Consider the following 24,804-nt stretch of genomic DNA (forward strand, 5'->3'; position numbering starts at 1 on the left):
TATCCAATAAAATACATATTAACAATTTGATTAGCAATACTTGCCATTCTATGCCCTTATGGAAACCGATTTTCATTGGCTTGCCAAAGATCTTTCATTTTCGATGCCGTAATATTTGATAATGAAATTATAATCAACAAAGATAGGTGACAATGGTTTATTTAATATCAAGATTTTGCCGCTTTTCGCAGTAACTTTACCTTTCAATTCTGCAATCTGTAACCCTATGAATAAATTTTCCCCCATTGTTTTTATCATGCTGTTGATTAACAGTATGAGTTTTGCACAAATACCTGACCATCTGGAACTGATATCAGCCTCTGAGAAATCATCTTTCCTATCCTACTTTACCAGGCATAATTCAGGATTAAACAATAATTACGATCTCAAATATCATCGGTTTCAATGGCTGGTAGACCCCTCACAGGTTGCCATACGCGGATCTGTTACATCCTATTATGTATCGACCTCCCAGCTTATGACCTCGATTCAGTTTGAACTCTCTGATTCACTTTCTGCGGATTCCGCCTATCACAGAGGATTCAAACTAGGTGTAAACCATTCAGGCAACCTGGTAACAGTTAATTTCGGTGAAATTATCCCTCAAGGTGCATTGGACTCCATAACGATTTTTTATCACGGATCACCACCAAACTCAGGATTTGGCTCTTTTGGAATAGGAAAACATGGTGAAGCTGATGCCTTATGGACACTTTCTGAACCTTATGGCGCCAGTGACTGGTGGCCTTCAAAAAATGACCTAACCGATAAAATTGATTCAATAGATATATTTGTTGCTGCTCCAAATGGTAACAAGGTTGCCTCCAATGGTATCCTTATCGGAGAGTCTCCTTATGGACCTAACCTCACAGTCACTCATTGGAAGCATAAGTACCCTATCGTGAGCTACCTGATTGCAATTGCTGTAACGAACTATGCACACTACACCGAATACTACAACGGGCCAGGCGGGGCTTTTCCAATAGAAAATTATGTATATCCTGAAGATTCTGCTTTTTGTACCATTCAAACGGGAAGGCTTATCCCTGTTTATGAATTATTTGGGAACCGTTTCGGGAACTATCCATTTGAACATGAGAAATACGGACATGCCACTTTTGGATGGGGAGGCGGAATGGAACATCAAACCATGACATTTATAGGGCAATCTGCCTATAATATTGAAATTCTATCACATGAATTAGCCCATCAATGGTTTGGTGACATGGTGACCTGTGGCTCATGGCACGACATCTGGCTGAATGAGGGGTTTGCTACCTATTGCGCAGGACTCATGTATGAACACCTCACCCCAACCACTGATTGGCTGAAATGGTTGAGTCAGAATCACTCCTGGGTCACCTATTTCCCTGATGGTTCAGTTTATTGCACTGATACAACCAGTGTAGGAAGAATTTTCGATTCCCGCTTGTCATACAGTAAAGGGGCGATGGTGCTACACCAACTAAGATGGGTCATTGGTGATACCGCTTTTTTTGAGGCTTTGAGGAATTACCTGGAGGATCCTGAACTCAGGCACGGCTTTGCAATGACTGCCGACTTCAAGGCCCATGTTGAAGCAACTTCCGGAATGGATCTTACCCAATTCTTTGACGACTGGATATATAAGGAAGGCTATCCCAGCTACCAGGTTCAATGCTCTCAAGTGGACGGTACAAATACTTCGGTAACCATTAATCAGACCCAATCCCATAACTCTGTAGCATTCTTTCATCTGCCTGTTCCTCTGAAATTCTATGGAAATGGGCAAGATACCCTGGTAGTATTCGATCATACCTTTAGCGGCCAGGTTTTTGAATTTGATCCCGGGTTCAGGATAGATTCCGTTAAGGTAGATCCGGACCTTTGGCTGATTTCTGCCAATAACCAGGTTGCACTTGGCAGGGAAGAACTTCCAGCCGGGAAATTCCTTCAGCTTCAGCCTAATCCGGCTTCTGAGATTCTACAAGTACTTCATAACCTCGGTACATTTTCAACTATCACCATTACTTCATTAAATGGCATTAAGGTTCCGGGAAGACTGATAGAAAATACAAATGAAAGATTGATCTTAGATATCAATCATCTGGCTAATGGTAGTTACCTGTTGAACCTTTATTCCGGCTCCAACCATTGGGTAAGGAAATTTGTTGTTGTGAAATAATGCTTTCTTCAAAGCTGAAGAACAACTGATAATCTGGCATAATATTTCTAAAGGGAACGAAAAGTAAATCCCTGGTTAGTAAAATGCTCCAGGTACCTGGGTAAGGTATATTCGAGGCGATTCCAGGCTTTCTGACTATCATGAAAAACTATGATGGTCCCCGGTTTAGTATTTTCAATAGAGGTTTTGAGACATTCATAAGGTGAAACCTGCTGATCAAAGTCCCGGCTTAACAGGGTCCACATAATCAGCCTGTATTCCTTACTAAGTTTACGAGCTAACCTGGGTGTAATCTGTCCATGCGGAGGCCTGAATAACTTACTGTTGACCAACGAATTGCAAAGTGAAACATTCTCAAGATAATCTTTCAAGTCTGTATTCCAGGCTTTCAGGTGATTATGAGTGTGATTCCCAATGGAGTGCCCAGAATCCAGCAATTGTTGGAAGACTTCCGGATGTTTTGAGACATTATCCCCGACACAAAAGAATGTCGCTTTAGCCTTATGCTCATCCAATTGTTTTAAAACCCATGGTGTGATTTCCGGGATAGGCCCATCATCAAAGGTGAGATAAATCTCCTTTTGCCGGGCCGGTTGAACCCACTCAAGCTGCGAGGGCAATAAGTATCTCAGGAATCCGGGAATTTTATTAAGGTACATAGGAAAAGTCTGGGACCAGGCTTCACATCCTGGAAATTGAAACATCTAAAGTAGGCTATTTTCCTGAATGAATTCTTTTAAGGTTTTTTGAGATTCAGGCTTTACCATGTTTCCTTAGAAATGAATTACTTTTGCACTGCAATTTTATAACCTTTCTATTCTCCAGTCATTAACTTTAACAACCTATAGTATGAAAAAGCTTGTCCTTGTCCGCCATGGTGAAAGTGTTTGGAATAAAGAAAATCGTTTCACAGGCTGGACTGATGTTGATCTTTCCGAAAGAGGCGTAAATGAAGCCCATGAAGCCGGTAAAGTATTGAAGGAGAATGGATTTGATTTTGGCATCACCTACACATCTTACCTAAAAAGAGCCAATAAAACACTGAACATCATCCTGGAAGAGATGGATCAGATGTGGTTACCAGTCAAAAAGAGCTGGAGATTGAATGAAAAGCATTACGGAAATCTGCAAGGCCTCAATAAAGCAGAAACTGCAGAAAAATATGGTGACGCCCAGGTACTTGTCTGGAGGAGAAGTTACGATGTCCCTCCTGCCCCACTTGCCGCTGATGACCCAAGAAATCCAAGACTGGATCCCCGGTATAAGGCAATAGGTAATGATGCACCACTCACCGAATCTCTTAAAGAAACTGTTGAAAGAATGGTGCCTTATTGGGAATCGGATATCCGTGAATCTCTCAAAACTTACGACCAGGTATTGGTAGCAGCTCATGGCAATAGTCTCAGGGCAGTTATTAAAGTTTTGAAAAACATCAGTGACCAGGATATTGTCAGCCTTAACCTGCCCACAGGTATCCCATATGTGTTTGAGTTTGATGATCAGCTCAACCTTCAGAAAGATTATTTCCTTGGCGACCCGGAAGTTATTAAGAAATTAATGGAAGAAGTAGCCAACCAGGGAAAATCAAAAAAATAAACATTATGGGAGGGATGGCAAGTTATTCCCCATTCCCTTCTGAATCAAATAATTGAAGAAAGAAAATGAACACCTGGGTTATTCCTGATATTCACGGCTGCCTTATTACCCTTCGGCAAGTTATAGAGAAGGAGATAAAGCTGCAGAAGAACGATCAGCTCTTCATCCTTGGTGATTTCATTGACCGGGGGCCTGATAGCAGGGGAGTAATTGATTATATCATGAACCTTGAAGCGAAAGGTTATATGGTTACCACTATACGCGGGAATCATGAAGATTACATGCTCAAGGCCATCATTGAAGATCAGCACCCTGGTTTCCTCGACCGGTTTATGGGCAGGAACAGGACACATAAAGAGTGGTTCCGGTTTGGAGGTGAAGCAACATTAAAAAGTTTTGAGGTAGAACGACTCAGTGAGATTCCCCAAAAGTATGTTGACTGGTTAAGCGCCCTACCCTATTATGCCAGCTGGGAAAACTACCTGATAGTGCATGCAGGATTCAATTTCAAAAATGAGAATATTTTTGAGGATGAACATGCAATGATGTGGATCCGTGACTATGATATTGACCCTGAAAAACTTAATGGTAAAAGGATCATTCATGGGCATGTACCTGTTGACCTGGAATTTATTTTCAGTTGTGTAAATTCCACAAATTTCAACTTTATAGCCCTTGACAACGGTGTATATATGTCAAACCGTCCTGGATTCGGTAACCTGACCGCCCTGGAACTGAATACACTTAATCTGAAAGTTATTGCAAATATGGATTTCTAAGGAATCCAGTTTAAGGATAAAAGGAAGTGGAGGATTTACCAATCATCCACTTTCTTTTGTATAGGGGGTTCCATCCCCTTCTTCAGGCTTTCTATAAGTTTGCGGGTATGATCATCAACCTGTGCCAGGTAAAGATCCAATGATGGGGTATATGCTTTATCTGTTTTATCCAGCCATTTTTCAATAGGAACCCTGGATGCCTGCTTCAGGTTAAAATTGGTAATGGTATATCGGTAACGACCTTCTTTCATTTCCAGTTTCAGGGTATAATCAACAATGCCACCGGCACGTGTTACCCCTTTTTCATCCAAAGTCAGTTCGATACGGTGAATCAATTCAATTAGCCCGGTTTCGGGATTACGCACTTTGGTAACATCGGCAGGATTTTTATAAGTCTTATTGATCCATTCAACGGCCCTGTTGAACAAGTCAAGTTTATTCCCTTCCTGCTGTACAACCTCTTTGTAGGTGATCAGTTTGGTGTCGGGGTCGATGGGAAGGGCAGCAGTGTTTTCCTGCGCTATGGCTGTAGTTGTCAAGAAAAGAAAGACCAGGTATGCCGGGACTAGTAACTTCATTTTAAAAATTTTGGTTTTTAAAGGAGCAAATTTCGTGCCTCAAAAAATCAATCCTTGATATTGGGTTTACGGACAATCAGGAAAATATCTTCACTGTCGCGTTTCATCAGGTACTTTTCCCTCCCCAATTTCTCAGCCTGGGATGAATCATTCAGAAGTTTTTGATAATCAATACTATCCTTCTCAGTTTCTTGCAGGTAGAATTGTTTTTCCTTTTGCAGTTTTTTCAGGTCCGACCGCAATCCCCATTGAGCGATAAAATTGTTCCGGTCAAGGAATAGCAGCCAGATTACAAATACCGTAAATGCGATAAAGTATTTGTTTTTAATAAAACGAGGAATCCGGTCGTATATTTTCCTGAACATAAATTCAAAGATAAACAATAGTTATCAAAAAGGCTTATCATAGCCCGATTTCTTCTGCAATCCCTGCCATTGCCCCAATTGCCAAAGCAGCAAATTCATCGATGGGTATCCCGATTTTCTCGCATTCCATGATATTCTCCCTCTTGACAGAAGCAGCAAAAGCTTTTTCCTTCATCCGTTTTACTACCGATTTTGACTTAACAGAGGCTACTTTCCTATCAGGATAAACATAGGCTGTAGCAGTGATTAACCCGGTTATAGTTTCACCTGCTGCAAGAGCGTGCTGAAACACCGTACTCCTCTCCTTCCCTGAAGCCATTTCATTATGCATAGCAATTGCATCTGTGATCTCTTCATCAACACCCATCTCAACCAGCCATTTTGCCCCTTCCGGGCCATGAATGAGGGGATCAGCCTGGGTAATCTCAACATCGATATCATGCAGCAGCCCGGCCTGGCCCCATCCTTCAGGATCTTTACCTAATCGTAAAGCCAATGCACGCATCACTGCTTCAGAAGCCAGACAATGAGCAATCATCTTTTCATTTTTGATGTTTTTATATAGCAGAGCTATGGCCTGTTCACGAGGTAAGATCATACGTCGGATTTTGTTACAAATTTATGGAAACTGTTCATCAATGTTCCTTAATAGTTGTAAAAACTACATGGATTGAAATGGCTAATTCGATACTTTTGTTTTATTGATTCTAATCCGGAAAAACTATGCGACATTCTCTTCACCTTGCTATCCTGTTACTTATCATTCCTGTTTTCTGTATTGCGCAGGATAGTAAATTGTACCTGTTTTTAAAATCCATTCCGGGAGCAGAAGTTAAAAAAGCAGATAGTTCAGCCTGGACTGAATTCTATGTGCTCATGCTGCCACAGCCCCTGGATCATTCCAACCCAGGTGGGAAAACCTTTAAACAACGCATTTTTGTAGGGCACCGTGGATTCGACCGACCTGTTGTGATGGAAACGGAAGGTTATGGTGCTGAATGGATGAATGGATTTCTGATCAATGAGCCGGCTACCTTGCTTAATGCAAATCAGATATATGTAGAGCATCGGTTTTTCGGGGCTTCTGCTCCCGAAAAGCTGGAATGGAAATACCTGAATGCAGAGCAGGATGCCGCTGATTATCATGCGATCAGGTTACTTTTTAAAGAGATTTACCCGGGAAAATGGATTACAACCGGTGTAAGCAAGGGAGGACAAACAGCTGTTGCCTATAAGGTTTTCTATCCTGATGATGTAGACGCCACTATCCCTTATGTAGCTCCCTTAAATTATAAAAGGCTGGATGGCAGGATCAACCGGCATTTCAAAACAGTGGGGACCGAAGAATGCCGGGATCATATTACCCGAATCCAGGAATACCTCCTGAAAAACAAGAAAGAAACACTTCCCATCTATGAGAGCCTTTGTAAAAAACAAGGTTACTCTTTCAAAATCATGGATGCAGAATCCGCCTTTGACTATTCAGTTTTGGAATTCCCTTTCTCATTCTGGCAGTATACCGCTGACTGTGCAGTGCTTCCGGATGAAACCAAAACCGATGTTGATAAGATGGTGCGATTTCTGATTCGAATTGTGAACCCCTATTGGTATACTGAATCAGCAGATGATTTTGCACCTGCCAACTACCAGTTCTACACGCAATTGGGGTATTATGAATACAATGAGTGGCCATTTCGTAAATACCTGAAACACAAAGACTATCCAAATTCAGCTTTTGTCCCAAAGGATTCTGACGCCCGCTGGGATGGTACTTATATCAAGAAACTTAAAAACTTCATGCAAAGTGATCCGGATCATATGATTTTCATTTATGGAGAATCAGATCCCTGGGGAGCAACTGCTCCTATAATAAAACCAGGGAGCCGTTCCCTGAAAATGATCCTTAAGGATGGAACCCATGGGGCAACTATCACAGGGTTGGATAAAACCCAGCAGGAGACAGTTGTACGCAAGCTGGAAGAGTGGCTGGGGGAAAAAATAGTCTTGCCGCTTCAAACAAATTAACCTAAGAAGAGGTATCTCCTGGACACATTATTTCGATGGCTACCCTGAAAACTGGGCAGATCACCTTGGCGGAGTCGATCTTTTAATCAAACAAAAGACATGAAAAATCCTGATACAACTACATTTTTCAAAAACCGTTCAGAATTCAGGAATTGGTTGTTGAACCATCATGACTCCTGCACGGAACTCTGGATCCAGTATTATAAAAAGAATAGTGGGAAAGAGTCTCTATCCTACAAAGAAGCCGTAGAAGAGGCCCTGTGTTTCGGGTGGATCGATGGCATTGTTAAAAGTATTGACAAGGAAGCCTATATTCAACGGTTTACTCCGAGGAGGGTTAAGGGAAACTGGTCAGAAGTAAATATCAGGCATGCTTTACGATTGCTTGAAGAAGGAAAGATGCATGAATCGGGACTAAAATTCAAGGATCGGTGGATTCCGTCAGACTCAGCCCGGGTTCATAAAAAGTTGGAAGGCTCAGATGTTGAAACCTGGGAATCAATGCTTCAACAATTTCCCGCAGCTTCAGACTATTTTCATTCACTTACGGCCACTCACAGGAATCAATTCACCCTATGGATTTCAAGTGCAAGGCGGCCCGAAACCAGGCGGAAAAGAATGATTGAAGCAATCTCTACCCTTGAAAAAGGTGAAAAGCTGGGTTTGAAGTAAACGGTTTAAGGATTTACGCTATATTTGCTTTAGTGTGAATGGGCTTTGAGTGCTGAGTGCTGAGTGCTGAGAGTGCTGAGTGCTGGGTGCTGAGTGCTGGGCACTGGGCACTGGGCACTGGGCACTGGGCACTGGGCACTGGGCACTGGGCACTGGGCACTGGGCACTGGGCACTGGGCACTGGGCACTGGGCACTGGGCACTGGGCACTGGGCACTGGGCACTGGGCACCAAAAGGGGAGTTTTTGGCTCTGAGTCTGACTGACCGACAGGGTTCTACATAAAAATTAAATTAACTCAAAACTATAATCATTCATGGAATTCAAAGATGTAATCCTTAAGCGCGAAAGTGTTCGCAATTATGACCCATCAAGACCGGTACCGAAAGAAGTACTCGAACGCATTCTTGAAGCTGGCAGGCTTGCTCCTTCAGCTGCCAATTATCAGCCCTGGGAATTCTGGCTGATTTCAAGTCCTGAGAAACTTGCCGAAGTTCATCCATGTTATACCCGTCAATGGCTTCATGACGCCCCTCATATCCTGGTTGTAACCGGTGACCTTGACCAGGGTTGGGAAAGAGAAGATGGATTCAATTCGTTGCAGACAGACCTGGCCATTTGCATGCACCAGATGATATTGTCTGCAACCAATGAAGGCGTAGGTAGTTGCTGGGTTACAAACTTCAAACCTGAAGTTCTTCGTAAAGCGCTGGGACTCAAAGAAAGCATGCAGGTTTACGGCATAACTCCATTGGGATATCCCAGACCTGGATTTGTAAGCAGGACTGCCATTATGAGGAAGCAATTGCATGATGTTGTGATCTACAAATAAAAAATTGTCATTCCTTCAAAACTTTCCTGCTGGTATTACTGTTTAATGTTCTATGAAAGTTCATTAAACATAAAACAATAATACAATGAGTGAAATTAAAAATTGGGTCGATGACCTGAACAATATGATTCTGCAGGGTAAAGCAATGGATGCTTTTGAAAAATACTATGCAGAAGATGTAGTAATGCAGGAAAACAATTACCCTGCTACAGTAGGGAAAGATGCAAACCGTCAGCGCGAACTTGATTTCTTTGCAGGCATTACTGCTTTCCGTGGCGCCAAGGTTCATGATGTGGCTATTGGCGACAATGTATCAATGGTGGTATCATCCCTGGATTATTCACATAAGGATTATGGTGACCGTAATTACACACAGGTGGCTGTGCAACACTGGAAAGATGGTAAAATTGTAAATGAACGATTCTTTTACGGTGCGTAATTGGAAAGTATAGCTGTAGCTGGCTTAAATTAAAAAAAGCGCTCTTAATCAAATGATTAAGGGCGCTTTTTTTAACCGGACTACTATTGTTTGCAGAAAATTCAGAAAATATTGGTAACAAGGGATTCAATGCAGAATAAAATATCACCGCAAGGACGCCAGGTATGCGCAAGGACGCAGGCGTATTTTTATAATGTGGTTATAATCCTACCTTTGTCACGATAATTTCAATTCAAATGAACAGGGAAGACAAAGCAACACTTTATTTTGAAAGCGGGTTTAATTGTTCCCAATCAGTATTTACTGCTATTGCGGAGAAGCATGGACTTGACCCGGGTACTGCCCGGAAAATAGCCTCCGGTTTTGGTGGAGGGATCGCAAGGCTTCAGAAGACCTGTGGAGCTGTCACCGGTGGTGTAATGGCCATTGGCTTTCTCAAAGGCCATGAGCAGGTTGGAGAATCTGAAAAAAAGGACGAGACCTACCGGCTCATCAGAAAGTTTGTTGAGGAATTTACAGGGAAACATCACAGTATTGAATGCAGTGATTTACTTGGTTTTGATATGAATACCGAAGAGGGAAAAGCTAAAATCAAGGAATTACAACTGACTGAAAAAGTATGCCTGCGATGTGTAAAAGATGCGGTAAACCTGGTGGAAGGATTACTGGCTGAGCCTAAAACTTAGAGATTGATTCTAGTTTTTCAGGATTATTCTTCGAAAATAAAAACCTGTTCGATGGTTAGGGCGAATTCCCGCGCAATATCATAGGCTAACCGAAGGGAAGGATTATACTTGCCCTGCTCAAGGAAAACAATAGTTTCGCGCCTCACCCCGGCCTTTCTTGCCAACTCATCCTGGGTAAGATTATGTTTTGCTCTTAGCTCTCTGATCCTGTTATTCATTCCTGATCCCTCTAAAGTTAAAATACACCCAACTCAGGGCAAAAATCACCGCCATTCCAAGGATCCCCCAGCCAAACATCACATCCGTCTCAGGCTTAAACTTATCCGTGAGATACATGATCACCAGCCAAAGATAAATGGAGATATAAAAAGATAAGGCTGCAGCTTTCTGTAATACTTTTCTTGAGTATTCATCTTCTGCCGGCTCTCCTCTCTTTACACTTGTAAGCCGCCTATAGGCAAAATAAAGTCCGAAAGCCACAATGACCATGATAATGATGAGCTGAATGTTTTCGCCCCAGGTAATGGAAGCGGAATTGAACAGCCAAACCAAACTGCTGAGAAGTATCAGGGCAGATACTATAATTGCAAGTACAGATCTTTTCATAATGTCTAATGTTATATTTTTCTAACACAAAGTTATATATTTCTAACACGTTTTCGACAAATAAGATAAAATTATTAAGGTCTATGATGCTTAAACTGTCATACCTAAATTTTACATATAATTGATTATCAAAGTACTAAAAGTAAAATGGGACTTTTCGAGAAGAGGCTATAAATCCACCAAACCATGAATTTTTTTAACCAGTTTTCGCATACACCCATAAATCCCGGTCTATCAGTCAGGACTCCCGAAGGTGTGACCCGTATACAGATTGTTATACCGGAATGGCCGAAGGAATAACATCCTTGTTTATCACAACGGGAATTTGTTTCAAAATTGAAAACACGCCATCACTTGCACAATATTAGAATATTGTCCCGTATTGGCATCATGGTTTCAAATTTGGACTAATGAGCATCAATGCTATGAAGCATCATGACGGAATGGCGAAGGGTAGGAAGAATTTCCGTTAAGTACTCATCTACAGCCCTCACACTTCCGGGAAGGGTATAAATCAAGGTATTGGCAGTGAGTCCGGCCACCGCCCTCGAAATAAGGGCATTGGGTTTCTGGCTTCCATATTTGTACCTGATCAGCTCCATGATCCCCGGGATCTCCTTTTGAAGCATGGGGCGGATCACATCCACCGTGATATCCCTGGGGCCTATGCCTGTGCCGCCTGTGGTAAAGATAAAATCAGATTCCTTATTTACAAAGCCTGCAACCAGCGATTCAAGCTCGTCTTCATCATCAGGAATCACGGTATTATCGATAGAATACTGCCAGCCCATCTCCTCAAACCAGGCACTTAATTTAGCAGTAACTGCAGGACCTGATTTATCTTCATATTCTCCCCTGCTGGCACGGTCGCTGAGGGTAAGTACCTGAACTTTATAGACTTTTGGGGAATAAGTGAATACATCACCTGCCTTAACCACTCCATTCCTGAGTACCCTGGCAAAGATCCCCTCTTTTGGCATCACACAATTCCCGACTTCCCTGAAAATATTACAGGAAGTGCCATGACATTCTTTCCCGATCTGGGTGACTTCCAGCTCTATATCTCCGATGGAGATTCTATCCAGGGGATGGCTTTTCCATAATTCCAGCCCTTCAGTAGTAATATTTTCGGCAAACTCACCAAAATTAATTTGTCTGCCTGCCTCCTTTGTAAATTTATGAATGCTTTCGACCGCCAGTAAGCTTACCTGCCGATGCCAGGAACCTGAATGTGCATCACCTTGAACACCCCGTTCATTAAGCATAATCTCAGGCACCGGTAATTTTATGGTTCCTTTTTTTTCAGAAATATTTACAGATACAATTTTCATACTTTGACTTATCAACCAGTTTTAATTTACTTAAGTGCTTCCAAATTCCTGAACCATAATATTATGTCCCACGCTCGCCAGGATCTCTTTCCCGGTAATTTGCAGCCCTGCTGAGTCTTTCATCCGGCAGATCATTTCTGCCCTTAATAAACTTCACACCTTCTATCACATAGAAAATGGAGGAGGCCAGCAACGACAATCCAAGGGAGATAAAAAATGTGCCTTTATAAAGTTCCGGGATCAGTTCCCATCGGCTGGAAAACACACCCAAAAGAATCATAAATGACATCAGGAGATAGCCTTTCAGGTCAAAGAATCCAAAAATACAGGGCCTGGCATACTTATGATGAATAATCCTGTTCACATATCTTTTGCTAACTTTCCTGAATACCAGGAGGAAGAACGGGAAAAAGCCTGCCAGACCGATTAAATAATTTAGCCAGTGATGCAGTGCATTATGCTCTATCATTTCAATTCCCAGATGCAGGATACGGTAGGATGCATAAGCCCAAAGGGAAGCCCCCAGGATAATGAGCACTATTTTAGGTGCACCGGGCTTAAATTTATGGTAGGATCTGGTCATGAGGATATTGGCCTGGAGGAGGGGGTGGAACTTTGCGAAACAAGGAAGCTTCGGAATGCAATTTCATACGTTTTAAACCGATTCTCCAGATGATGATCAGGAAAGGAATAAATCCCAGGATGAGCAGTGGTTGCCCTGAAAGTATCAGGAAATCATACGTTCCATGAAACAACCAGGGAATGGTAAAAGCTTTCCAGAGAAATTCCGCTTCCCTTTCGGGTATAAATTTAGCTAATCCCAGGTAATACCCCATCATTATTCCAAAAAGTGTATGAGCGGGAACAGCAGTAACAGCCCTCAGGAGACCAACAGTATAGGAGCCTTCAAACACATAAAAAATGTTCTCCACAGCTGCAAAACCCAGGGAAACGGCCACTGCATATACAATACCATCAAACCTTTCATTGAAATTCCGGTTCCTCCAAAATAACAGAAAAAGGATTGCATACTTGAAGACCTCCTCTGTTGCGCCTGCAACAATAAAGCCTTCATATGCCTTTGGCCATCCCCTGCAAACCGGGAAATATTTTCATTAAAGCCTGTTCTAAAAAAGCTGCCGGGAATAGTATCAGCGCTCCGGCAATAAATCCCCTTAAAATGAGTCCAAAAGGCTCTTTCTCGTATTTATCGCGGAAATACACGTATGCCAGGAGTATAAAAACCGGGGCAAGTGAAAGTATTAAAAGGGTTATCATTGACTCAGTATTGGCGGTTTGTGTTTTAATAGGAGAAGCGACTTCAATAACAGCCTAAAGGAATCCATTCTAAGATCAAAAAATCATCAATATGGTAAATCTGATTTTGTTTTTTCGATGAGCCTGACCTGTCCGATCACCATAGATTTATCCACCGCCTTGCACATATCGTAAACAGTTAATAAAGCCACGGAAACAGCTGTAAGGGCTTCCATTTCAACACCCGTCTGTCCGTTACAGTGCACCTCGGCAGAACAATTTACCCCATTCGGAGCAATAGCAAGTTGAACATCTACCTTAGTTAAAAGCAGGGAATGGCATAAAGGGATCAGTAGCGGGGTTTGTTTGGCTGCCTGAATACCCGCTATTTGAGCTACCGTAAGAACATCTCCCTTTTTGATGGCATTTTCCCTGATCAGTTTCAGGGTTTCATCGCCCAGCAATATCGATCCTTCAGCCTTTGCTATTCTGAATTGTGCAGGTTTTGAACCAACATCCACCATTCGTGCTTTTCCACGGGCATCGGTATGCGTAAGTTGGGGCGTCTTTTTTGAGTTCATTCCTCTATATGAGTTTTATGTTCAAATTGTGATCAGGCAGGATACTATCAGCATCAAAGATAAAAGTAGGCAGTTTCCGTGTAAATCTATCCTCCTATATTAAAGAACTCGCTATTCAAATTCATGGTACCGCAGGGAGGCTTCTTTTCAAGGGCTGATTCAATCGCTTTCCTGGCCCCCAGTTCCCTGACATTGAATTCCATGTCATTAAAAAGACAGGGCTTCACCATACCATTGGCCGTCAGTCGTAAACGATTGCAACGGGCACAATCCCCTCCACTCCCACCATGAACTACATAAAATTCTCCGTTTTCCAGGTCCATTTCCCTGATAAAGCGGACCATCAAGCCATTAGTTTCACAATACTTCTTTATTAACAGGGCATCGGGTTCATCAGGCGTGTTTTTAATCACACAATTTATTTTTACAGGATACAGTCCGGCCATTCGTGCAGCTTCAATCCCTTTCAAAACTTTATTCACATCACCTCCCCGGGTAATGGTCCTGAATTTTTCAGGGTCCAGGGAATCGAGGCTGACATTGATCCGATGCAAACCGGCCTCTTTTAAAGGTAAAGCAAATTCTTCCAACAGGATACCATTGGTTGTCATCCCCAGGTCCCTGATTCCCTTTATTTTGGAAATCATTTCTACCAGTGAGAGGATTCCTTTTCTTACCAGGGGCTCCCCACCGGTTATCCTCACTTTATCTACGCCCAGCTCCACAGCCACTTCAACCACCTCAAGAATTTCCTCAAAACGCAGGACATCCTCATGTTTCATCATGACCACACCTTCTTCAGGCATACAATACATGCATCGCAGGTTACACCTGTCAGTCACTGATATTCTCAAATAGTGGATCTTCCGGTTATAAGAGTCGAACATCGGCAAGGCTTCCTTTCAATATTTCCTGAACACCTAATTCAACCGCCATGAATCCATCGGCATGGATATAGGAATGAATATGTGCTGAACCGTGGTAATCCACTTTACCAATAGTTCCATCTTTTAAAATCACAACAGGGACGAAAGCTTTGCGATCAGTCCTTTTTCTGCGGTAATCGAATCCCAATGGCAGTCGCAGTGTTTTTGAATGAGCAGTATTACCTACACAATGATTCATCAGGTGTTTGACCAATAATTCGAATTGCACAAAACCCGAGACAGGATTTCCGGGTAATGCAAATACATAAGTATGGTTCCTGATGGCAAAAATGCTTGGCTTTCCCGGCTGAACCGCCAGGCTCCTGAATAACAGGTCAAATCCGGCCTTTTCAAGCACCGCAGGAACAAAATCGAAGTCACCTACGGAAATACCGCCTGTAAGAATGACAATATCATTCTCTGCGGATGCTTTCTCAATAAGAGCTAAAGTACTGGTTTCATCATCGATGGCGATTCCATAATAATTAGCAATGGCATTGGATTGCCCGATTTGTGCAATGAGTTGCCAGGCATTGCTGTTGCGGATCTGTGAGGGACCCGGAACTTGATGGGGTTCCACCAGTTCATCCCCTGTGGTAATGATCCCTATGCGGAATTTATTAAAAACCAGGGGTTTCGCTGCCCCAACGCTTGCTAAAACCGCAATTTCCTGCGGACGAAGTAGGGTGCCTGCTTCCAGCACCCGGCTTCCCTTTCTGAGATCTTCAGCCTTAATGCATATGTTAGATGCGGATTTATCAGCAATAAACCTGATCGTACCGGCTGAGACGGTTTCCACATCTTCTATCATAATGACCGTATCGGCACCTTCTGGTAGCATACCCCCGGTCATCAGTTTGGAACATTCCCCCTGACCCACTTTAAACTGAGGCACTTTACCAGCAGGGATTACCTCCAATACCCTGAGGTTAACCCCAAGGTCCGAGTGGCGACATGCATATCCATCCACCGCAGACTTATCAAAAGGTGGCATGTCCATATCAGAGTAAATATCTTCTGCCAGTATCCTTCCTGAACAATCTATCAGGCTAACCCTTTCAGTGGAAATGGGCCGGGCTGTTTTCTCAATAATGACAAGTGCTTCTTCGAAAAGTATCATTTTCTGATTTCAGGGACACAAAGATAATTATTCAGAGGAGTTGAGAGTAACTGCCGGCACATGAGAAAGAATTATCTTTGAATGACAGTGGGAAGAATTAACAAAATTCAAAATTCAAAAAATCCATCCGCGGGGGATACAAGAATCCATCCGCCGGTTGGCGGACCAAAACAAAGAATCAAAAGCCTGCTCTTATGCGAGCAGAGTATTAATAAATCAGCAAAAGATTATAGTAAAGCCATTCTGAATTCTGACAGGCTTATGGATTCCAAAAAAAGGGAATATCATTAACAATAAATAGTCTCTATAAACTATGACTACCGAAAGTGTCCTGAGGCCATGGACGATGAATGACCTTGAAAACCTGGTTAAATATGGTGATAACCCCGGGAGTTGCAAAATTCATGTCAGATGGCTTTCCCAGTCCCTATACTCATGAGCGGGCCCGCCCTTTTCATCAGGAATGCGTAGAAGATATGCCTGTAAGGATTTTTGCAATTTCTGTTGAAGGTGAAGCTGTTGGAGGAATAGGGATACATCCGCAATCAGATATCCACCGCAGAAACGCTGAATTAGGATACTGGCTGGCGGAACCTTTCTGGGGACAAGGCATTATCACCCGGTCCATCATAGAAATCGTGGAATATTCATTCAAATCATTTGATATCGACAGGATTTTTGCCCGTCCGTTTAGCAGTAATAATGCCTCCCAGAGAGCGCTTGAAAAAGCCGGTTTCACCCTGGAAGCCAGGTTCAGCGGAGCCCTGATAAAGAATGGAGAAATCCTTGATGAAATGATTTATGCAGTAAGGAGAAAGCTTAATGATAATGTGTAATCAGAGGAAAGGACGTGTTACCCTTTTCCAGAATTCGCAATTCATTTAGAAAACCTGCAAGGTTAATTTACCAGAGTCATTGTCCCCCTTTTTTCAAAAGGGGGTGTCCGCCTAAGGCGGACGGGGGATTTACGACGGGATGAGAATTGTCCCTGATCTTGCAGAATTACCTTCAATGCCCCAAATCCCCCTGCCCCCCTTTTTCAAAGGGGGATGGATGTTGAGCTATATTCGCCGTCCCCCTTTTTACAAAAGGGGGTGTCCGCCTAAGGCGGACGGGGGATTAACATCGGGATGAGAATTGTCCCTGATATTGCATAATTACCTTCAATGCCCCAAATCCCCCCTGCCCCCCTTTTTCAAACTACCGTGTGTACACATTTTTCGAGAGCGACCAACCATCAAATATGTCATAGAATCGTCTTAGTCCAATCCATAAAGTAGTAATTCCTGGAGGGCGTTCTGATTTATATCCTTTCCAACCACCAAGCCTGGCTATTACCCACGTAGATCTAGCAAGGCTTCTCAATGGATATGGATTTTTAAGTTTCTCTGTTTTCCCTTCTAATAAAGCACATTGTTGTTCCAAGCATTCTTGTTGAAACTCTGTAAAACACATAGCTGATTCCAACGTTTCTCCTTCCGGAATACTATAGCAGAATCGCATTTGAAGAAGCTTTATTATGGTGCTTAACATCATTAGACTCAGCTTTCGAATAGATTTAGCTGATTCCAACTCACTAGCTTCAATATTATAGCCTTCTTGTTTGAGAATTCGGAATATTTCTTCTATGATCCACCGCCAACTATACCATTGAATAACACATAATGCTTCTTCCAGATTAGTTATTGACAAGGTTGTAAGTATTCTCCAACTGATTGATTGCCCTGCTCTGACATTAACCTCTTTTGCCTCAACAGCAAATAGTTCTATCTTGTTTGATATACTCTTTGATGCTGAATCTGGCCTTTTTAATTGAACTGGGCAAAAACGAACTTCTAAAACTGCAGTCCGTTTAGTTTGTTTCTTTCGCTTATCTCCTGGTATATCTAATGAAAATGTTCCGGATGCCTCACAATTAGATAGCTTAGCGAATAATTTTATGCCATCAGCCAATACTCTATCGGCTTTTGATCGAATCAATAATTGTGTTTTTTCATCTGGTACAAGTGCAAACTGTTCATATATATCACCCTCTCTATCCTGAACTATTATTGCCGTTGTTGCTTGAGATAGAATTTCTTTTGACTTTAAGGAAGAGTCGATCCATTTATAGGACTCCTTCTCTTGAATGGGAAGTTTCTTATACTTCCGGTCATACTTTGTTGCTTTCTCTGTTGATCTATTCCAAAGCCTGATGTCTGAAAAACCAATAGGAAAACCACATTGAGCATCAATAACAAAAGAAGGATGAATGAAAAAACCCAAGCCATAATCCGATGAAGTAATATTTCCAACAGAACCATCCATTTGAATCCTGTTTCTATGTCGGAATAGATTAATCTCGGTAGTGTCTTGTATACTCACAACGATCTTGTCTTTAACAGAGGAAGAACATTGCTGGGTTATCTCTTGGATGATGGATTGCTCTGTAGTTTTTTCGTTTCTTAGAAACCGATACCATCCACGTTGGCTTGCATAATCACCCGAAATTTGTCGAATGGAATGAACTGTCTTGAAAAATAAATCTTTGGTCATTAATATTGCTCGTTTTTGGAGTCGTTTATCTCCAAAACAATTCTCAAATGTTAGCTCCATACTCTTTTTGGAATACAAAGCTAACTATTTGTGTACACACGGTAGTTTTAAAAAAGGGGGACATCTTTTATTCCCAATCCCGAACCCTCGCATCCCCAAATCCCCAAATCTCCACATCTCCACATCTCCACATCTCCTTATCTCATCATCTCCTTATCTCCACATCCCCACATCCCATCATCTCCATATCCGACATCAAACATTAAAAATCCGCAATCCGAAATCAGCAATCCGAAATAAAAAACTAAAACCTCAGGTAAAAGCCGTCCCCTCATTCTCCTTTGACTGAACAGTGATCGTTCCTTTATGTACCATCATGATCTGCTTGCAGAGACTCAGGCCGATACCATTGCCATTTTTCTTGGTACTGAAAAAGGGAATGAAAATCTTCTCAGCACATCCTTCGACATTCCCGAGCCATTATCAGCTACCTTGATGATTACCTTGTTATCATTATCAGTATAAGCTGAAAGTACAATTTTCGGGTCCGGTTTGGCTTTCACTGCATCAATAGCGTTCAGGATCAGATTGATCAGCACCTGCTCTATTAAACCCACATCCATCTCTACCGAAAGCAGGGGGTCCTTTCAGAATCACACTTACTTCAATATTTTCTGTTCCAGCGTGGGCTGCATCAGTCGGTGGATATTATCAAACAATCCACTCAGGAACACCTTTGCCAGGGAAGCCTTGGTTATTTATTCAGGTTTCGGTATGTCTCGGTGAACTTCAGCAACCCTCACCCCTCTTCTGAATGGTATCAATCCCAGTTCCAGGTCCTCCGCAAGGCCTGTCGGATCAGGGATATCCATTTTAAACTGCCTCAAACGTCCCTGCAGGGGTATGTGCAGGGGATGAGATGGGTGCCACCGAGTTCATGATCTCATGGGTCATTACACTCAACAACTTCTGCCAGGCTTTCGATCTCCCGTTTCTTCCAGGGCCTCATTCACATTCTGAAAGGCGATCAGCAAAATGCAGATTTTCTGTCTGGAAAGCTGTTGCCGACAGCACCACCTTCACACTGTTCTTTTCATGCTGAATGGTGCTGATGATGCGCTCCCAGGTCCAGCCCCACAATCTTGGGTATACAGCAGGTGATCCCTTTTTCAAGCAGGTGAATAGTACGCATATATGGCATCTCCAGCATCTTTTTCACGACTCATTCATCCATTTAACCTCTCCGCTGCCGGTATCGTAGAAAGGATCCTGTATCCACCAATTCAAGCACCTTTTGAGGTATTGGTATTGCATCTCCTTTTCCTGCCTTACCACCCTGAAAGTGGTATTGATTTCATTAAATCCCTGCCTCAGCGACTTCCTCCACCGGGCCTGCTTTTACATTGAAATACTTCAGAGAAATCGCGGTAATGAATGGATTCCACAAATTGCTCCACCTCATCCTGAGCCTTTTTTATGCAGACGGTGAAGTCCACCAGCTGGAAAATAATGACAGGAACCAGCACTGCATCATAGATATATTGCTTCTGCAATACCGTGAAGGCAAAGGCAAGAAGGGTAATCATCAAGAGCATCACCCTCAGGAAAAGTCCCAGGTTGTTCTTCCTAAATTTCATACTTGCTCAACCTCCTGTATAATGCGGTGCGCGTGATACCCAGTTCTTTGGCAGCTTTCGAAATATTGCCACTGTTCTTTTCAATCACCCTCAGGATGGTATTTTTCTCAATATTGCTGAGCCGGGTTTCATCCCCATCCGTCCGGGCTTCCGAAGAGGTGGATTCAATCGGGGAGAATATGATGTCGTCAGGGGTGATCTCATTTTCATTCGACATAATAATCACCCTTTCAATGATATACTGCAATTCGCGCACATTACCGGGGTATGAATACTGCTCAGCTTTTGCAGGGTGGCATCGGAAAAACGGATATGAGCCTTAAAATACTTGGCTGAATACATTTTTACGAAATGGTCGATCAGCAGTCGGATATCTTCTTTGCGTTTCCGAAGTGGCGGGACAATGATCTCCACGGTGTTGATGCGGTATACCAGGTCTTTGCGGAACCTATTCTCATTGGCCAGTTCACTCATGGGGAGATTAGTAGCACAGATCAGGCGGATATCGACCGGGATTGATTGATTGGACCCAGTCGGGTGATCGGCCGGTTTTGCAATGCTGAAAGCAGCTTTGCCTGTTGCTGCAGTGAGATGTTGCCAATTTCATCAAGGAATAAGGTCCCGCCATTGGCGGCTTCAAACCGACCTATTCTATCCTCGCGTGCATCAGTGAAAGCCCCTTTTTTATGTCCGAACAGCTCACTTTCGAAGAGGGTTTCGGTGAGGGCACCGATGTCTACTTTTATGAATGGTTGTTTACTTCGCAGTGATTTCTCATGGATGGCTTTGGCGATCAGGTCCTTGCCGGTTCCGTTTTCCCCCAGGATTAGGATATTGGCATCGGTAGGTGCAATCTTCCCGATTTTGGAGAAGATATCCAGCATTACATCGCTGTTCCCGAGCAAATCAGGAAGAACATTTGGCAGGCAAAGGCTGGACAGTAGAGTGCTGGGCCTGTTTCTTCAGTATATCAGAAATGGTGGATAAAAGCTTTTCATTATGCCAGGGCTTCACGATGAAGTCGGCGGCACCTTCTTTAAGGGAACGGACTGCCAGGTCGATATCGCCATAGGCTGTGATCATGATGACGGCGATATTCGGTTTCAGCTCCTTGATCCGTTTCAGCCAGTAGAGGCCTTCATTGCCGGAATTGATAGAAGCATTGAAATTCATATCGAGCAGCACCAGGTCAAAGGGGCGAGAGCTGATAGGGAAAGGATATTTTCAGGGTTTTCTCGGTGACCACCTGTTGCACCTCTGTTTTGAGTAATAAGCGGACGGCGGTGAGCACATCCACATCATCATCAATTACCAGTATGCTTGCTTTTAATAAACTCATAATCCGGAAGATCTTAAACCCTATTAAACGTCTGGCCTTTTGAGTTTGTTACAAGAGAGGCTGTATTTTGGCCTTTTTGCTAAAACACTAAGGATGGCGGATAAATAGTCATTAAAGGTAAGGCAGAAATAAATGAGGAATAAGATGGGTCAAGGAAAATATTCATAAGGGAAGAATTCACATCCTGGCTCACATCACTGCAACAATTGTGAAATTGAGCGGAGGATAAAGATGGTGCAAAATGGTAAATTGGTTTTTACCGCAAAGACGCAAGGTTAAAAAGAAGTTCGCAAAGGGTCTTCCTGTTATGCCACTCTTGCGTCTTCGCGCTTTCTTTGCGTCCTTGCGGTGAAAAATCTTTCAGCCATCTAATGCAAATCTGATATAACAATAGTAATTTACCGGAATTATGAACCTCCATCGAACATTATTGCTCTAAACTTTGTTTAACGATAAATGGAATTCTATGAACAAAACTGAAACTTACTTTCGCCATTGCATTGAAGAATGACCAGGATTAACAGGAGGTAGAGACTTTTACCGCAAAGATGCAAGGGGAACGCAAGGACGCAAGACAATTAAAATTTGATAGAAACCACTATAAAATTGTCCATCTTTATCAAACGAAGCATTCACTCAAAACACGATAAGCCATGAAACAGATACTTTTTACTCTCATTTCATTTATCCTGATCAGCACGACTGCTTTGGCACAGATCAATCTTGTCGGAACAAGTTCTAGCGCCAATGGCGGCATTGAAATTGTCAAATGGCAGGCTTTTGATTCTTTTCATCGGTTGAACGCTATCCCTCGGGCCTGGATGCATACCTTTTGCTTCTTCTTCATTCAATGCCTACAACAGTAATTACTATTTAAGCGGGTTTTCAGCAGATACGGGTGTGTTGCTTTCATTTAACACAGAAACCAATACTCCCAGCCTGAGCAATTTCAGCGCTTTTTCCAATATTTCTGAAATTGATATGAGCACCGGCAAGCTTTATTCCCTGGAATTAGATACGGTCGGATTTATCAGTGTTAACGAATTCGAAATCAGTACAGGGGCTGAAACTTTGCTTGGAACCATCGTTGAGCCGGGAGTAAATGGCATTGTTGCAGATGCCATTGGTTTCGACTCCAACAATGGAATACTCTATTATATTGGATTTGATGAAACATCCATTTGTCTTTATGGCATCCCCGTAAGAAATCCGGATTTTTCCTGGATAAAGACCACCTTGCTGACTACCACACCCTTCAATTATTTCTCCAGTGTAAACTATGATAATGTCAATAATCTTTTATTTGCTGTCAACACTCAGTTTGACTCAACCTTTAATGAAGACGGTAAGTGGATCGTTGAGATCAACACCCAGACCGGTGATGTAATTGAAAGGGGACAGATAGTAGGGTTCCCTTATTACCTGGCAGGTTCCTCCTCCTTTGACCAGAATTCGGGAACTTTCCTGCTGGTGGATTTGATGAAGCTTTCAATGAAAAAATGATTGCTTTTAACACCCTGGACAATACACTTTATGCAGGTTATGTGCCTTCGCTGGTCTCGGAAATTATCTGCGATAATTACTCTTTTGCCAGAAGCGCCTACAGCACAACTTCAATTCCGGAATTCGAATTAGCAGTATTTTCCATTTCCCCTAATCCTGCGAGCAGTAAATTCACTGTTAAAACTGATGATTCAGAAGAAGCCTCAAGTCTGAAGATTCGGGATATGAGTGGCAGGCTATACCTATCAATGAACATTCAGCAGCCGGAAACAGAAATTTATACTGATCAGCTTGGAAAGGGATTATATGTGGTTACACTGCAAAACAGCAAGGGGACTAAGAACCAAAAGTTGATCATACAGTAGCAATTGGCCATACAAAGGCAAAAGACTTGTGAATGCCAGAATAATAAGGCATTATTGTTCTATCAATGTTAAACAGCTGTCTGGAAAGCCGATATTTGACTAACAGGAAATAAATTTATTCTGAGGCTTATCAGTTTTATGAGAATCTGAAAGCAGGAACAGGTCTTCCTGAAAGAGTACTTCCGTAAATAAAGACAGATGAAAGCAACCCAGGTTGGAAAATTAGTAGCGTCACTCCTGTTGCCGATTTGTGTTGGTGGTATTGCCGGAATGTTTACGACAGAGGCAATTCCGGGATGGTATGCTTCGCTCAATCAACCTTCCTTCAATCCTCCAAACTGGGTTTTCGGACCTGTGACCATGCTGTATATCCTTATGGGTATCTCGTTGTACCTGGTTTGGAAACAGGAGGCCGGCAAGCAGCGAAATCAGGCGATTCTGATTTTTATGTTGCAGCTGATTTTGAATTTCGGATGGAGTTTCCTCTTTTTCTATTTCAATCTGATTGGAATTGCCTTAATTGAAATCATTGCCCTTTGGATAATGATCGTTTTAATGCTGATCAAATTCAGAAGGATAAAACCACTGGCGGCCTACCTCAACATCCCCTACCTGTTATGGGTAAGTTTTGCCACGGCCCTGAATGCGGCGTATTTTATCCTGAATTAAGGTTAAACCGAAAGAATCGATCATTGATCCTTTGACTATAATCTTACCCTTTGCATAACAAGTGAATAAGTCCCAAAATCGCATCATTTGATCCTTGACACAAACACGACTTTTGAATTTTACTGCTTTGAATATATAACTTAACAATATAAAGCGAATGAAAACAATTTTGATCGTATCCGCCATTGCAGTATTTATTTTTATCATCTTTCAATCCTTCATGCTTATGCCATCCACCAAAACCGAAGAGCAGAAATACACTGTAATCCTGCAGGAAAAGGATTTCGAAATCCGGTTTTATCCATCGGCTACCATTGCGACCATTAAATCCAATGCAAAAACGTACAAGGAACTCGCAAACCCCGGGTTTCGCAAATTGGCGGGCTATATTTTCGGAGGAAATGAGAGCAGCACAAGCATCTCAATGACTGCCCCTGTTCATATGGACATCAATGATTCCGTTTCAAGCATGAGCTTTGTAATGCCATCATCCTATACCGAACAAAACCTCCCAAAGCCAAATGATCCCAATGTGCTGATTCAAAAAACCGCAGATGAATATGTCGCTGTGATAAAGTTTGGGGGCTTTGCATCTGATAGAAAACTGAAATCCTATTCAGAAAAACTTTATACTATCCTTGAATCAAAAGGCATCACATCCTACGGACATACCAGGTACCTGGGATATAATCCCCCCTTCCAGCTCTTTAACCGGCGCAATGAAATTATAGTTTCAGTCAGTTGGAAAGTGGAATAGGTGACGGCTGACTTTCCCTTCGACACTTTCATTCAGTACTTAAG

General features: G+C 42.5%; 28 protein-coding genes and 3 pseudogenes. 14 read left to right on the forward strand and 17 right to left on the reverse strand.

The genetic code is table 11. The features are described 5' to 3' along the window. The first annotated feature begins 226 nt into the window (after positions 1-226). The gene (locus IPH84_03945; GenBank protein MBK7172387.1) at positions 227-2,164 is read left to right on the forward strand and encodes a T9SS type A sorting domain-containing protein; all 1,938 of its coding nucleotides are present in this window, start codon (positions 227-229) and stop codon (positions 2,162-2,164) included. A gap of 47 nt (positions 2,165-2,211) precedes the next feature. Here IPH84_03945 and IPH84_03950 read toward each other — a convergent pair whose 3' ends face one another. Next, a complete protein-coding gene (locus IPH84_03950) occupies positions 2,212-2,823 on the reverse strand; it encodes a polysaccharide deacetylase family protein (protein MBK7172388.1) in 612 nt (203 codons plus the stop codon). Between the two features lie 190 nt (positions 2,824-3,013). On the opposite strand from IPH84_03950, the gene gpmA reads away from it, so the two are divergent. Continuing rightward, the gene (gene gpmA / locus IPH84_03955; GenBank protein MBK7172389.1) at positions 3,014-3,760 is read left to right on the forward strand and encodes a 2,3-diphosphoglycerate-dependent phosphoglycerate mutase; all 747 of its coding nucleotides are present in this window, start codon (positions 3,014-3,016) and stop codon (positions 3,758-3,760) included. Positions 3,761-3,825: 65 nt separating this feature from the next. Continuing rightward, a complete protein-coding gene (locus IPH84_03960) occupies positions 3,826-4,539 on the forward strand; it encodes a serine/threonine protein phosphatase (protein MBK7172390.1) in 714 nt (237 codons plus the stop codon). A 35-nt stretch (positions 4,540-4,574) separates the two neighbouring features. Here the strand turns inward: IPH84_03960 and IPH84_03965 are convergent, their stop codons facing one another. Genes IPH84_03965 through IPH84_03975 form a run of 3 tightly spaced genes read right to left on the reverse strand, consistent with a single transcriptional unit; the run spans position 4,575 to position 6,080 of the window. Further along, the gene (locus IPH84_03965; protein MBK7172391.1) at positions 4,575-5,117 is read right to left on the reverse strand and encodes a DUF4468 domain-containing protein; all 543 of its coding nucleotides are present in this window, start codon (positions 5,115-5,117) and stop codon (positions 4,575-4,577) included. A 47-nt stretch (positions 5,118-5,164) separates the two neighbouring features. Further along, positions 5,165-5,482: a septum formation initiator family protein gene (locus IPH84_03970; protein MBK7172392.1), complete on the reverse strand. Its 318-nt coding sequence runs from the start codon at positions 5,480-5,482 to the stop codon at positions 5,165-5,167. A gap of 37 nt (positions 5,483-5,519) precedes the next feature. Continuing rightward, positions 5,520-6,080 (reverse strand): HDIG domain-containing protein, encoded by a 561-nt coding sequence (locus IPH84_03975; GenBank protein MBK7172393.1) that lies wholly within the window; start codon positions 6,078-6,080, stop codon positions 5,520-5,522. A 125-nt stretch (positions 6,081-6,205) separates the two neighbouring features. Here IPH84_03975 and IPH84_03980 point away from each other — a divergent pair, with 125 nt between their 5' ends. The 5 genes from IPH84_03980 to IPH84_04000 all read left to right on the forward strand — a co-directional run bounded on the left by IPH84_03980 (position 6,206) and on the right by IPH84_04000 (position 10,134). Continuing rightward, complete coding sequence (locus tag IPH84_03980; GenBank protein ID MBK7172394.1) at positions 6,206-7,507, forward strand: aminopeptidase; 1,302 nt, start codon at positions 6,206-6,208, stop codon at positions 7,505-7,507. Between the two features lie 99 nt (positions 7,508-7,606). Further along, positions 7,607-8,179 carry a YdeI/OmpD-associated family protein gene (locus IPH84_03985; GenBank protein MBK7172395.1) on the forward strand — a complete coding sequence of 191 codons (573 nt, stop codon included), beginning with the start codon at positions 7,607-7,609 and terminating at the stop codon, positions 8,177-8,179. A gap of 314 nt (positions 8,180-8,493) precedes the next feature. Next, positions 8,494-9,009, forward strand: coding sequence for a nitroreductase family protein (locus IPH84_03990; GenBank protein MBK7172396.1), 516 nt, complete (start codon positions 8,494-8,496; stop codon positions 9,007-9,009). Between the two features lie 85 nt (positions 9,010-9,094). Continuing rightward, entirely contained in the window at positions 9,095-9,448 is a 354-nt protein-coding gene (locus tag IPH84_03995) for a nuclear transport factor 2 family protein (protein ID MBK7172397.1), read from the forward strand. A gap of 236 nt (positions 9,449-9,684) precedes the next feature. After that, on the forward strand, positions 9,685-10,134 hold the full coding sequence (locus IPH84_04000) for a C_GCAxxG_C_C family protein (protein ID MBK7172398.1): 450 nt from the start codon (positions 9,685-9,687) through the stop codon (positions 10,132-10,134). A 23-nt stretch (positions 10,135-10,157) separates the two neighbouring features. On the opposite strand, the gene IPH84_04005 is transcribed toward IPH84_04000, so the two are convergent. The 9 genes from IPH84_04005 to IPH84_04045 all read right to left on the reverse strand — a co-directional run bounded on the left by IPH84_04005 (position 10,158) and on the right by IPH84_04045 (position 15,955). Then, positions 10,158-10,352 carry a helix-turn-helix transcriptional regulator gene (locus IPH84_04005; protein MBK7172399.1) on the reverse strand — a complete coding sequence of 65 codons (195 nt, stop codon included), beginning with the start codon at positions 10,350-10,352 and terminating at the stop codon, positions 10,158-10,160. Beyond that, positions 10,345-10,740 carry a DUF2178 domain-containing protein gene (locus IPH84_04010; GenBank protein MBK7172400.1) on the reverse strand — a complete coding sequence of 132 codons (396 nt, stop codon included), beginning with the start codon at positions 10,738-10,740 and terminating at the stop codon, positions 10,345-10,347. Before IPH84_04010 ends, IPH84_04005 begins: the two co-directional genes overlap by 8 nt. 407 nt (positions 10,741-11,147) lie before the next feature. Continuing rightward, positions 11,148-12,071, reverse strand: coding sequence for an MOSC domain-containing protein (locus tag IPH84_04015; protein MBK7172401.1), 924 nt, complete (start codon positions 12,069-12,071; stop codon positions 11,148-11,150). 61 nt (positions 12,072-12,132) lie between these two features. Next, on the reverse strand, positions 12,133-12,654 hold the full coding sequence (locus IPH84_04020) for a hypothetical protein (GenBank protein MBK7172402.1): 522 nt from the start codon (positions 12,652-12,654) through the stop codon (positions 12,133-12,135). After that, on the reverse strand, positions 12,635-13,135 hold the full coding sequence (locus IPH84_04025) for a PrsW family intramembrane metalloprotease (protein ID MBK7172403.1): 501 nt from the start codon (positions 13,133-13,135) through the stop codon (positions 12,635-12,637). Before IPH84_04025 ends, IPH84_04020 begins: the two co-directional genes overlap by 20 nt. Before the next feature lie 7 nt (positions 13,136-13,142). Continuing rightward, positions 13,143-13,349: a hypothetical protein gene (locus IPH84_04030; GenBank protein ID MBK7172404.1), complete on the reverse strand. Its 207-nt coding sequence runs from the start codon at positions 13,347-13,349 to the stop codon at positions 13,143-13,145. 86 nt (positions 13,350-13,435) lie between these two features. After that, entirely contained in the window at positions 13,436-13,909 is a 474-nt protein-coding gene (gene moaC, locus IPH84_04035) for a cyclic pyranopterin monophosphate synthase MoaC (GenBank protein ID MBK7172405.1), read from the reverse strand. Positions 13,910-13,995: 86 nt separating this feature from the next. Then, positions 13,996-14,796 carry a radical SAM protein gene (locus IPH84_04040; protein ID MBK7172406.1) on the reverse strand — a complete coding sequence of 267 codons (801 nt, stop codon included), beginning with the start codon at positions 14,794-14,796 and terminating at the stop codon, positions 13,996-13,998. After that, complete coding sequence (locus tag IPH84_04045) at positions 14,780-15,955, reverse strand: molybdopterin molybdotransferase MoeA (protein MBK7172407.1); 1,176 nt, start codon at positions 15,953-15,955, stop codon at positions 14,780-14,782. The genes IPH84_04040 and IPH84_04045 overlap by 17 nt, the downstream gene beginning before the upstream one ends. 313 nt (positions 15,956-16,268) lie before the next feature. On the opposite strand from IPH84_04045, the pseudogene IPH84_04050 reads away from it, so the two are divergent. Then, positions 16,269-16,791 (forward strand): annotated as a pseudogene (locus IPH84_04050) (GNAT family N-acetyltransferase). A 364-nt stretch (positions 16,792-17,155) separates the two neighbouring features. On the opposite strand, the gene IPH84_04055 reads toward IPH84_04050, so the two are convergent. The 4 genes and pseudogenes from IPH84_04055 to IPH84_04070 form a co-directional block, all read right to left on the reverse strand. Then, positions 17,156-18,550, reverse strand: a complete 1,395-nt coding sequence (locus IPH84_04055) for an IS4 family transposase (protein ID MBK7172408.1) — start codon at positions 18,548-18,550, stop codon at positions 17,156-17,158. Positions 18,551-18,687: 137 nt separating this feature from the next. Then, entirely contained in the window at positions 18,688-18,825 is a 138-nt protein-coding gene (locus IPH84_04060; protein ID MBK7172409.1) for a hypothetical protein, read from the reverse strand. After that, a pseudogene (locus IPH84_04065) lies at positions 18,803-20,127 on the reverse strand (HAMP domain-containing histidine kinase). Before IPH84_04065 ends, IPH84_04060 begins: the two are co-directional and overlap by 23 nt. Further along, a pseudogene (locus IPH84_04070) lies at positions 20,117-21,466 on the reverse strand (sigma-54-dependent Fis family transcriptional regulator). The pseudogenes IPH84_04065 and IPH84_04070 overlap by 11 nt, the downstream one beginning before the upstream one ends. A 653-nt stretch (positions 21,467-22,119) precedes the next feature. Between IPH84_04070 and IPH84_04075 the strand changes: the two are divergent. The 5 genes from IPH84_04075 to IPH84_04095 all read left to right on the forward strand — a co-directional run bounded on the left by IPH84_04075 (position 22,120) and on the right by IPH84_04095 (position 24,760). Further along, a complete protein-coding gene (locus IPH84_04075) occupies positions 22,120-22,332 on the forward strand; it encodes a hypothetical protein (GenBank protein ID MBK7172410.1) in 213 nt (70 codons plus the stop codon). Positions 22,333-22,366: 34 nt separating this feature from the next. Further along, positions 22,367-22,969 (forward strand): hypothetical protein, encoded by a 603-nt coding sequence (locus IPH84_04080; protein ID MBK7172411.1) that lies wholly within the window; start codon positions 22,367-22,369, stop codon positions 22,967-22,969. Beyond that, complete coding sequence (locus IPH84_04085; GenBank protein ID MBK7172412.1) at positions 22,966-23,334, forward strand: T9SS type A sorting domain-containing protein; 369 nt, start codon at positions 22,966-22,968, stop codon at positions 23,332-23,334. Before IPH84_04080 ends, IPH84_04085 begins: the two co-directional genes overlap by 4 nt. A 198-nt stretch (positions 23,335-23,532) precedes the next feature. Beyond that, positions 23,533-24,003: a tryptophan-rich sensory protein gene (locus IPH84_04090; protein MBK7172413.1), complete on the forward strand. Its 471-nt coding sequence runs from the start codon at positions 23,533-23,535 to the stop codon at positions 24,001-24,003. A gap of 157 nt (positions 24,004-24,160) precedes the next feature. Then, on the forward strand, positions 24,161-24,760 hold the full coding sequence (locus tag IPH84_04095; GenBank protein MBK7172414.1) for a heme-binding protein: 600 nt from the start codon (positions 24,161-24,163) through the stop codon (positions 24,758-24,760). The last annotated feature ends 44 nt before the right edge of the window (positions 24,761-24,804 follow it).

The organism is Bacteroidales bacterium, assembly GCA_016707785.1.
GTDB lineage: Bacteria > Bacteroidota > Bacteroidia > Bacteroidales > UBA4417 > UBA4417.

Excerpts from the sequence above, each read along its gene's own strand:
- IPH84_03945 (MBK7172387.1), top strand. The coding sequence starts at position 227 with ATGAATAAATTTTCCCCCATTGTTTTTATCATGCTGTTGATTAACAGT.
- IPH84_03950 (MBK7172388.1), bottom strand. The coding sequence starts at position 2,823 with ATGTACCTTAATAAAATTCCCGGATTCCTGAGATACTTATTGCCCTCG.
- gpmA (MBK7172389.1), top strand. The coding sequence starts at position 3,014 with ATGAAAAAGCTTGTCCTTGTCCGCCATGGTGAAAGTGTTTGGAATAAA.
- IPH84_03960 (MBK7172390.1), top strand. The coding sequence starts at position 3,826 with ATGAACACCTGGGTTATTCCTGATATTCACGGCTGCCTTATTACCCTT.
- IPH84_03965 (MBK7172391.1), bottom strand. The coding sequence starts at position 5,117 with ATGAAGTTACTAGTCCCGGCATACCTGGTCTTTCTTTTCTTGACAACT.
- IPH84_03970 (MBK7172392.1), bottom strand. The coding sequence starts at position 5,482 with ATGTTCAGGAAAATATACGACCGGATTCCTCGTTTTATTAAAAACAAA.
- IPH84_03975 (MBK7172393.1), bottom strand. The coding sequence starts at position 6,080 with ATGATCTTACCTCGTGAACAGGCCATAGCTCTGCTATATAAAAACATC.
- IPH84_03980 (MBK7172394.1), top strand. The coding sequence starts at position 6,206 with ATGCGACATTCTCTTCACCTTGCTATCCTGTTACTTATCATTCCTGTT.
- IPH84_03985 (MBK7172395.1), top strand. The coding sequence starts at position 7,607 with ATGAAAAATCCTGATACAACTACATTTTTCAAAAACCGTTCAGAATTC.
- IPH84_03990 (MBK7172396.1), top strand. The coding sequence starts at position 8,494 with ATGGAATTCAAAGATGTAATCCTTAAGCGCGAAAGTGTTCGCAATTAT.
- IPH84_03995 (MBK7172397.1), top strand. The coding sequence starts at position 9,095 with ATGAGTGAAATTAAAAATTGGGTCGATGACCTGAACAATATGATTCTG.
- IPH84_04000 (MBK7172398.1), top strand. The coding sequence starts at position 9,685 with ATGAACAGGGAAGACAAAGCAACACTTTATTTTGAAAGCGGGTTTAAT.
- IPH84_04005 (MBK7172399.1), bottom strand. The coding sequence starts at position 10,352 with ATGAATAACAGGATCAGAGAGCTAAGAGCAAAACATAATCTTACCCAG.
- IPH84_04010 (MBK7172400.1), bottom strand. The coding sequence starts at position 10,740 with ATGAAAAGATCTGTACTTGCAATTATAGTATCTGCCCTGATACTTCTC.
- IPH84_04015 (MBK7172401.1), bottom strand. The coding sequence starts at position 12,071 with ATGAAAATTGTATCTGTAAATATTTCTGAAAAAAAAGGAACCATAAAA.
- IPH84_04020 (MBK7172402.1), bottom strand. The coding sequence starts at position 12,654 with ATGACCAGATCCTACCATAAATTTAAGCCCGGTGCACCTAAAATAGTG.
- IPH84_04030 (MBK7172404.1), bottom strand. The coding sequence starts at position 13,349 with ATGATAACCCTTTTAATACTTTCACTTGCCCCGGTTTTTATACTCCTG.
- moaC (MBK7172405.1), bottom strand. The coding sequence starts at position 13,909 with ATGAACTCAAAAAAGACGCCCCAACTTACGCATACCGATGCCCGTGGA.
- IPH84_04040 (MBK7172406.1), bottom strand. The coding sequence starts at position 14,796 with ATGTTCGACTCTTATAACCGGAAGATCCACTATTTGAGAATATCAGTG.
- IPH84_04045 (MBK7172407.1), bottom strand. The coding sequence starts at position 15,955 with ATGATACTTTTCGAAGAAGCACTTGTCATTATTGAGAAAACAGCCCGG.
- IPH84_04055 (MBK7172408.1), bottom strand. The coding sequence starts at position 18,550 with ATGGAGCTAACATTTGAGAATTGTTTTGGAGATAAACGACTCCAAAAA.
- IPH84_04060 (MBK7172409.1), bottom strand. The coding sequence starts at position 18,825 with ATGAGGGGACGGCTTTTACCTGAGGTTTTAGTTTTTTATTTCGGATTG.
- IPH84_04075 (MBK7172410.1), top strand. The coding sequence starts at position 22,120 with ATGAAACAGATACTTTTTACTCTCATTTCATTTATCCTGATCAGCACG.
- IPH84_04085 (MBK7172412.1), top strand. The coding sequence starts at position 22,966 with ATGATTGCTTTTAACACCCTGGACAATACACTTTATGCAGGTTATGTG.
- IPH84_04090 (MBK7172413.1), top strand. The coding sequence starts at position 23,533 with ATGAAAGCAACCCAGGTTGGAAAATTAGTAGCGTCACTCCTGTTGCCG.
- IPH84_04095 (MBK7172414.1), top strand. The coding sequence starts at position 24,161 with ATGAAAACAATTTTGATCGTATCCGCCATTGCAGTATTTATTTTTATC.